Source organism: Skermanella stibiiresistens SB22 (assembly GCF_000576635.1).
Classification (GTDB): domain Bacteria; phylum Pseudomonadota; class Alphaproteobacteria; order Azospirillales; family Azospirillaceae; genus Skermanella; species Skermanella stibiiresistens.
The window spans coordinates 593,070-600,066 of record NZ_AVFL01000001.1 but is presented as its reverse complement, the minus strand read 5'-3'; the positions used below and the strand labels follow the sequence as shown (position 1 = coordinate 600,066).

Below are 6,997 nucleotides of genomic sequence, written 5' to 3'. Positions count from 1 at the left end.
CCTGCAGCTTGTTGTCGTCGATCAGCTTGCGCACGGCCGGCGACAGGGTGTCATGCTGCTCGGCCGCCGGAGCCGCCGCCGGGGCGGGAGTGGCGGGAGCCGGCGCGGGCTCGGCCTTGGTCTCGGGCTTCGCCGCGGCGGGCTTGGCGGCTGGGGCGCCGGCGCCATCCGTCACGGTGCCCAGCAGGGCGCCGACCTCGACCGTGGCGCCTTCCTCGGCGACGATCTCGGAGAGCGTGCCGGCGGAGGTCGCGTTGACCTCCAGCGTGACCTTGTCGGTCTCGAGTTCCAGCAGCGGCTCGTCGACGGCGACCGAGTCGCCGACCTTCTTCAGCCACTTCGCAACCGTGGCTTCGCTGACCGATTCGCCCAGAACGGGAACCGTGATTTCCGTGGCCATGACTTCAAACCTTGTTTCTTGAGCGACGCGCTCGGTTTTGTTGGGAGATGCGGAGGCGGGCGGATGCCGCCCCCGCAAGTCCGATTACTTGCCCGACTACTTGACGGTCAGCGCCTCGTCGACGAGCTGGGCCTGTTCGCGGTTGTGCCGCTTCAGCATGCCGGTCGCCGGCGAGGCCGCCTCGACGCGGCCGGCGTAGAGCGGACGCGTGCCCTTGATCTGGGCCGCGACCATGCAATCCTCCAGCCGGCGGTCGATGAAGGACCAAGCGCCCATGTTGCGCGGCTCCTCCTGGCACCAGACCACGTCGGCGTTCTTGTAGCGGGACAGCTCGCGGGTCAGAGAGGTGCGTGGGAACGGATAGAGCTGCTCCAGCCTGACGATCGCCACGTCCTTGATGCCGCGCGTCTCGCGCTCCTGCAGCAGGTCGTAATAGACCTTGCCGGAGCACAGCACGACCCGCTTGACCTGATCATCGGCCACCAGTTCGTAGGGCTCGCTCAGGATGCGGTGGAACGAGGTGCCGGGACCGAAATCGGCCAGCTTCGACACCGCCAGCTTGTGGCGCAGCAGCGACTTCGGCTCGAAGATGACCAGCGGCTTGCGGAAGTCGCGGCGAACCTGGCGGCGCAGCGCGTGGAACAGGTTGGCCGGCGTCGTGCAGTTCAGGATCTGCCAGTTGTCCTCGCCGCACATCTGGAGATAACGCTCCAGGCGGGCGGAGCTGTGCTCCGGCCCCTGCCCCTCGTAGCCGTGCGGCAACAGCATGACCAGACCGGACATGCGCAGCCACTTGGACTCGCCGGAGCTGATGAACTGGTCGATGATGACCTGCGCGCCGTTGGCGAAGTCGCCGAACTGCGCTTCCCAGATCACCAGCTCGTGCGGCTCGGCCAGCGAGACGCCATACTCGAAGCCGAGGACGGCGGCTTCCGACAGCGGGCTGTCGTGGACCTCGTAGAGCGCCTGGCCCTGGCGGATGTTGTTGAGCGGGATGAACCGCTCCTCGGTTTCCTGATCGACCAGCACCGAGTGGCGCTGCGAGAAGGTGCCGCGGCCGACATCCTGGCCCGACAGGCGGACCGGGGTGCCCTCGACGCACAGGGTGCCGAAAGCCAACGCCTCGCCGGTCGCCCAGTCGATGCCTTCGCCGCTCTCGATCGCCTGCGCCTTGGCCTTGAGCTGGCGGGCGATCTTGGAGTTGATCTTGATGCTGCTCGGCTCTGCCGAGATCGCCTTGCCGACCTCGCGCAGCACGTCCAGCTCGACCGCGGTGTTGCCGCGGCGGTCGTCGCCCGACGCCGCCTCCAGCCCCGCCCACTTGCCTTCCAGCCAGTCGGCGCGGTTGGGCTTGTAGTGGCTGGCGACCTCGAACTCGTCCTCCAGCTTCTTGTAGAAGTCGGCGACGATCTTCTCGGACTCGTCCGGCGTGATCACGTTCTCGGCGATCAGCTTCTTAGCGTAGATCTCGCGCGTGGTGGCGTGGGCGCGGATCGCCTTGTACATCAGCGGCTGGGTGAACGCGGGCTCGTCACCCTCGTTGTGGCCGTGGCGGCGATAGCAGAACAGGTCGACGACCACATCCTTCTTGAACTTCTGGCGGAACTCGATGGCGATCCGCGACACGTGGACGACCGCTTCCGGGTCGTCGCCGTTGACGTGGAAGATCGGCGCCTGGATCATCTTCGCGACGTCGGTGCAATACGGCCCCGAGCGCGAGTAGCTCGGCATCGTGGTGAAGCCGATCTGGTTGTTGATGATGAAGTGGATCGTGCCGCCGACGCGGTAGCCCTTCAGCTCGCTCATCATCAGCGTCTCGGCCACCAGGCCCTGGCCCGCGAAGGCGGCGTCGCCGTGCAGCAGGATGCCCAGCACCTCGTCGCGGCTCTCGTCGGTCGGCGGCAGGGTGCCGCAGCGCTGGATCTGCTTGGCGCGGACGCGGCCGACGACGACCGGATCGACCGCCTCCAGATGGGACGGGTTTGGGCTCAGCGACAGGTGGACCGGGATGCCGTCGAAGTCGCGGTCGGACGAGGTGCCGAGGTGGTACTTGACGTCGCCCGAGCCCTGGACGTCCTCCGGATGGGCCGAATTGCCCTGGAACTCCGAGAAGATCGCTTTGAACGGCTTGCCCATGAAGTTGGCGAGCACGTTGAGCCGGCCGCGGTGGGCCATGCCGAGCACGACCTCGCGCAGGCCCAGTTGGCCACCGCGCTTCAGCACCTGCTCCATGGCGGGCATCAGGGCCTCGCCGCCGTCCAGGCCGAACCGCTTGGTGCCGGTGTATTTCTTGTCGAGGAAACGCTCGAAGTTCTCGGCGGCGGTCAGGCGCTCCAGGATCGCCTTCTTGCCGTTGACCGTGAAATCCGTGTGGTTGCGGCCGCCTTCGATGCGCTCCTGGATCCAGGCCTTCTGGTCGGGGTCCTGGATGTGCATGAACTCGACGCCGATGGTGCCGCAATAGGTCTTGCGCAGCACCTCGAGGATCTGGCGCAGCGTCGCCGTCTCCATGCCGAGGACGTTGTTGATGAAGATCGGGCGGTCCCAGTCGGCCTCGGTGAAGCCGTAGGTCTTGGGATCCAGCTCGGGGTGCTGCTCGCGCTTCTCCATGCCCAGCGGGTCGAGGGTGGCCTGGAGATGGCCGCGCACCCGGTAGACCCGGATCAGCATCAGCGCGCGCAGGCTGTCCAGCGTGGCGGCGCGGAGCTTGTCCTGATCGATCGCGGCGGCCGGGGCCGAAACCGCCGGGGCGGCGCCGTTGACCGCCGCTCCATTGGCGTGGCCATTGGACTTGGCCGCCGAACCGTTCGGCTTGGTGGCGGGAGTGGGCTCCTCGCCGATGACCGAGGTGGTGTTGGGTGCCCAGCTCGCCCCGCGCAGTTCGTCCAGCACCTCCCGCGCGTCGTCGTTCAGTTCGCTGAAGAAGTTGTTCCAGCTCTGATCGACCGACTTCGGGTCTTCGAGATAACGGGCGTACAGCTCGGCGATGAAAGTGGCGTTCGAGCCGAAAAGGAACGATGACTGATCAGGGGTCGCTGCGGTCGCTGACATTTTCTAAATGACGCGGGCGTTGGCGCCCGCGCCCTCTTTCTGGCAAGGGTTCACGGCTCCGGTGGGCCGATCCTCGATCGGCCCGGATTGATGGTGATCAACCCTTCAGAGCCTTCAACATGGTGCTGCCCAGGCTGGCCGGGCTGTCGGCGACGTGGATGCCGGCCATCTTCAACGCCTCGACCTTGAAGTCGGCGGTGTCGTTGCCGCCGGAGATGACGGCACCGGCGTGGCCCATCCGGCGGCCCGGGGGAGCGGTGCGCCCGGCGATGAAGCCCACGACCGGCTTTTGGGTCTTGCTGGCCTTGATGAACTCGGCCCCCTTGACCTCGGCGTCGCCGCCGATCTCACCGATCATGATGATGCCCTCGGTCTCCGGATCGTCCAGGAACAGCTCCAGGCTGTCCACGAAGTTGGTGCCGTTGACCGGGTCGCCGCCGATGCCGATGCAGGTCGATTGCCCCAGGCCCGCCGCCGTGGTCTGCGCCACCGCCTCATATGTGAGGGTGCCGGAGCGAGAGACAACACCGATCTTGCCGCGGCGGTGGATATGGCCGGGCATGATGCCGATCTTGCACTCGTCCGGGGTGATGACGCCCGGGCAGTTCGGACCGATCAGGCGGGTCTTGGAACCATTCAGCGCCCGGCGGACGGTGACCATGTCCAGGACCGGGATGCCCTCGGTGATGCAGACCACCAAGGCGATCTCGGCGTCGATCGCCTCGAGGATGGCGTCGGCCGCGAACGGCGGCGGGACGTAGATCACGCTGGCGTTGGCGCCGGTCGTGAAGACCGCCTCCGCGACGGTGTCGAACACCGGCAGGTCGAGGTGCTTGGTGCCGCCCTTGCCCGGGGTGACGCCGCCGACCATCTGGGTGCCGTAGGCGATCGCCTGCTCGGAGTGGAAGGTCCCCTGCGCGCCGGTGAAGCCTTGGCAGATGACTTTGGTTTGGGAGTTGACCAGGACAGCCATTATGCCGCTTCCTTCACCGCTTTGACGACCTTTTCCGCCGCGTCCGCCAGATTGTCGGCGGACAGGATCGGCAGGCCCGATTCACTGAGGATCTTCTTGCCCAGGTCGACGTTGGTGCCTTCGAGGCGCACGACGAGCGGAACATGCAGGGAGACTTCGCGGGCCGCCGCAACCACGCCCTCGGCGATGACGTCGCAGCGCATGATGCCGCCGAAGATGTTGACCAGGATGCCCTCGACGTTCTTGTCGGAGAGGATCAGCTTGAACGCCGTGGTGACCCGCTCGCGGGTGGCGCCGCCGCCGACATCCAGGAAGTTGGCCGGCTCGCCGCCGTACAGCTTGATGATGTCCATGGTCGCCATCGCCAGACCGGCGCCGTTGACCATGCAGCCGATCGAGCCGTCCAGCTTGATGTAGTTGAGGCCGTGCTTGGCGGCTTCCAGCTCGGAGGCCTCCTCCTCGTCGGCGTCGCGCAGTTCCTCGATTTCCTTGTGGCGGAACAGCGCGTTGTCGTCGAAGTTCATCTTGGCGTCGAGGGCGATGATGTCACCCGAGCCGGTCACGACCAGCGGGTTGATCTCGACGATCGAGGCGTCCAGGTCGACGAAGGCCTTGTAGGTCGCCAGGATCAGCTTGACCGCCGCGTTGACCTGCTTGCCCTCGAGGCCCAGGCCGAAGGCGATCTTGCGGGCGTGGAAGCCCGAGATGCCGGTGGCCGGGTCGATCGCGACCTTCAGGATCTTCTCGGGGGTGTTGTGGGCGACCTCCTCGATCTCCATGCCGCCCTCGGTCGAAGCCATCACGGTGACGCGGGCGGTGGCGCGGTCCATCAGCAGGCCCAGGTAAAGCTCGCGCTTGATGTCGCAGCCTTCCTCGATGTAGAGGCGCTTGACCTCCTTGCCGTCCGGACCGGTCTGCTTGGTCACGAGGACGTGGCCCAGCATCTCCTTGGCGTTCGACGCGACATCCTCGACCGACTTGACGACGCGGACGCCGCCCTTGCCCTCGGGGTTGTCGGAGAACCGGCCGGCGCCGCGGCCACCGGCGTGGATCTGGGACTTGACCACCCAGACCGGTCCGCCCAAATCCTTGGCGGCCTGCTCGGCCTCGGCGACGGTGTAGGCGACGCCGCCGCGCGGCACCGTGACACCGTATTTCTTCAGCAGGTTTTTGGCCTGATATTCATGAATGTTCATGGACGTCCGTCTATCTGATGGCGGCTATCTGGTGACGGGTGGAAAACAACGCGTCCCGGCTTAAGAATACTTGGCCCGTACAGTCGCGATCCGCGGGGATGCCGGCCGCTCAGTCTAGCACCCTCTGGAACCAACTTGATACCGGGCCTGGCCCCTCGGCGACGCCTTGGGACCAGTCGGGATACGAAAAAGGGCCGCTTATCCGGCGGCCCCTTGGAAGGCCGCTGTCAGGCGGACTTCTCGCTTTCCATCTTCTTGACGACCTCGACGAGGGTTTTTACGGCCCCGACCGAATTGTCGAACATGGCCTTCTCGTCGGCGTTGAGTTCGATCTCGACGATCCTCTCGACGCCGCCGGCGCCGATGACCACCGGCACGCCGACATACAGGTCATCCACGCCGTACTGGCCGGTCAGGTGGGCCGCGACCGGCAGGACGCGCTTCTTGTCCTTCAGGTAGCTGTCCGCCATCGAGATGGCCGAGGCGGCCGGGGCGTAGAAGGCCGAACCGGTCTTGAGGAGCTTGACGATCTCGGCGCCGCCGTCGCGGGTGCGCTGCACGATGGCGTCCAGCTTCTCCTGGGTGGTCCAGCCGAGCTTGACGAGGTCGGGCAGCGGGATGCCGGCGACCGTGGAGTAGCGCACCAGCGGCACCATGGTGTCGCCGTGGCCGCCCAGCACGAAGGCCGTCACATCCTCGACCGAGACCTTGAACTCCTCCGCCAGGAACGTGCGGAAGCGCGAGCTGTCGAGCACGCCCGCCATGCCGACGACCTTGTTGGTGGGCAATCCCGAAGCCTGCTGGAGCACCCAGACCATGACGTCGAGCGGGTTGGTGATGACGATGACGAAGGCGTCGGGAGCGTATTTGCCGATGGCGGCGCCGACCGTCTTCATCACGCCGGTGTTGATGCCGATCAGGTCGTCGCGGCTCATGCCGGGCTTGCGGGGAACGCCGGCGGTCACGATCACGACGTCGGCGCCTTCGATGATCGAGTAGTCGCTGCCACCGGTCATCTTGGCGTCGAAGCCCTCGACCGGGGCGGACTGCGCGATGTCCAGCGCCTTGCCGTCCGGCATGCCTTCCGCGATGTCGAACACGGCGATGTCGCCGAGCTCCTTCAAGCCTGCCAGCAGGGCGAGCGTGCCACCGATCTGGCCGGCGCCGACGAGCGCGATTTTATTGCGTGCCATGAAGCGTTCCCCAAGAGTTGCCAAGCTTAGTTCCATGAGGGAGCGAGGGTCGCTTTGGTCCGGGCCGGCCGGTCCTGAGATCGGCCCTCAAATCCGCGCGGCTACGTACTCCGATTCTCGCCGGAGGGCAAGGGGGACGGGACGCCGATAACCGAGCGGCGGTTGAATCGCACCCGCTAACCGG

5 protein-coding genes are annotated in these 6,997 nt (G+C 66.4%); all 5 read right to left on the bottom strand.

The window, feature by feature from the left end; all coding sequences use genetic code 11:
* A partial coding sequence (locus N825_RS02580; protein WP_037446211.1) for a biotin/lipoyl-containing protein occupies window positions 1-400 on the bottom strand: 400 nt, incomplete at its 3' end.
* A gap of 96 nt (window positions 401-496) precedes the next feature.
* Window positions 497-3,451, bottom strand: a complete 2,955-nt coding sequence (locus N825_RS02575; protein WP_037446208.1) for a 2-oxoglutarate dehydrogenase E1 component — start codon at window positions 3,449-3,451, stop codon at window positions 497-499.
* Between the two features lie 97 nt (window positions 3,452-3,548).
* Window positions 3,549-4,424 carry a succinate--CoA ligase subunit alpha gene (gene sucD, locus N825_RS02570; RefSeq protein WP_037446206.1) on the bottom strand — a complete coding sequence of 292 codons (876 nt, stop codon included), beginning with the start codon at window positions 4,422-4,424 and terminating at the stop codon, window positions 3,549-3,551.
* Window positions 4,424-5,620, bottom strand: coding sequence for an ADP-forming succinate--CoA ligase subunit beta (gene sucC, locus N825_RS02565; protein WP_037446204.1), 1,197 nt, complete (start codon window positions 5,618-5,620; stop codon window positions 4,424-4,426). Before sucC ends, sucD begins: the two co-directional genes overlap by 1 nt.
* 227 nt (window positions 5,621-5,847) lie before the next feature.
* Window positions 5,848-6,813, bottom strand: a complete 966-nt coding sequence (gene mdh, locus N825_RS02560; protein ID WP_037446202.1) for a malate dehydrogenase — start codon at window positions 6,811-6,813, stop codon at window positions 5,848-5,850.
* Window positions 6,814-6,997 lie beyond the last annotated feature (184 nt).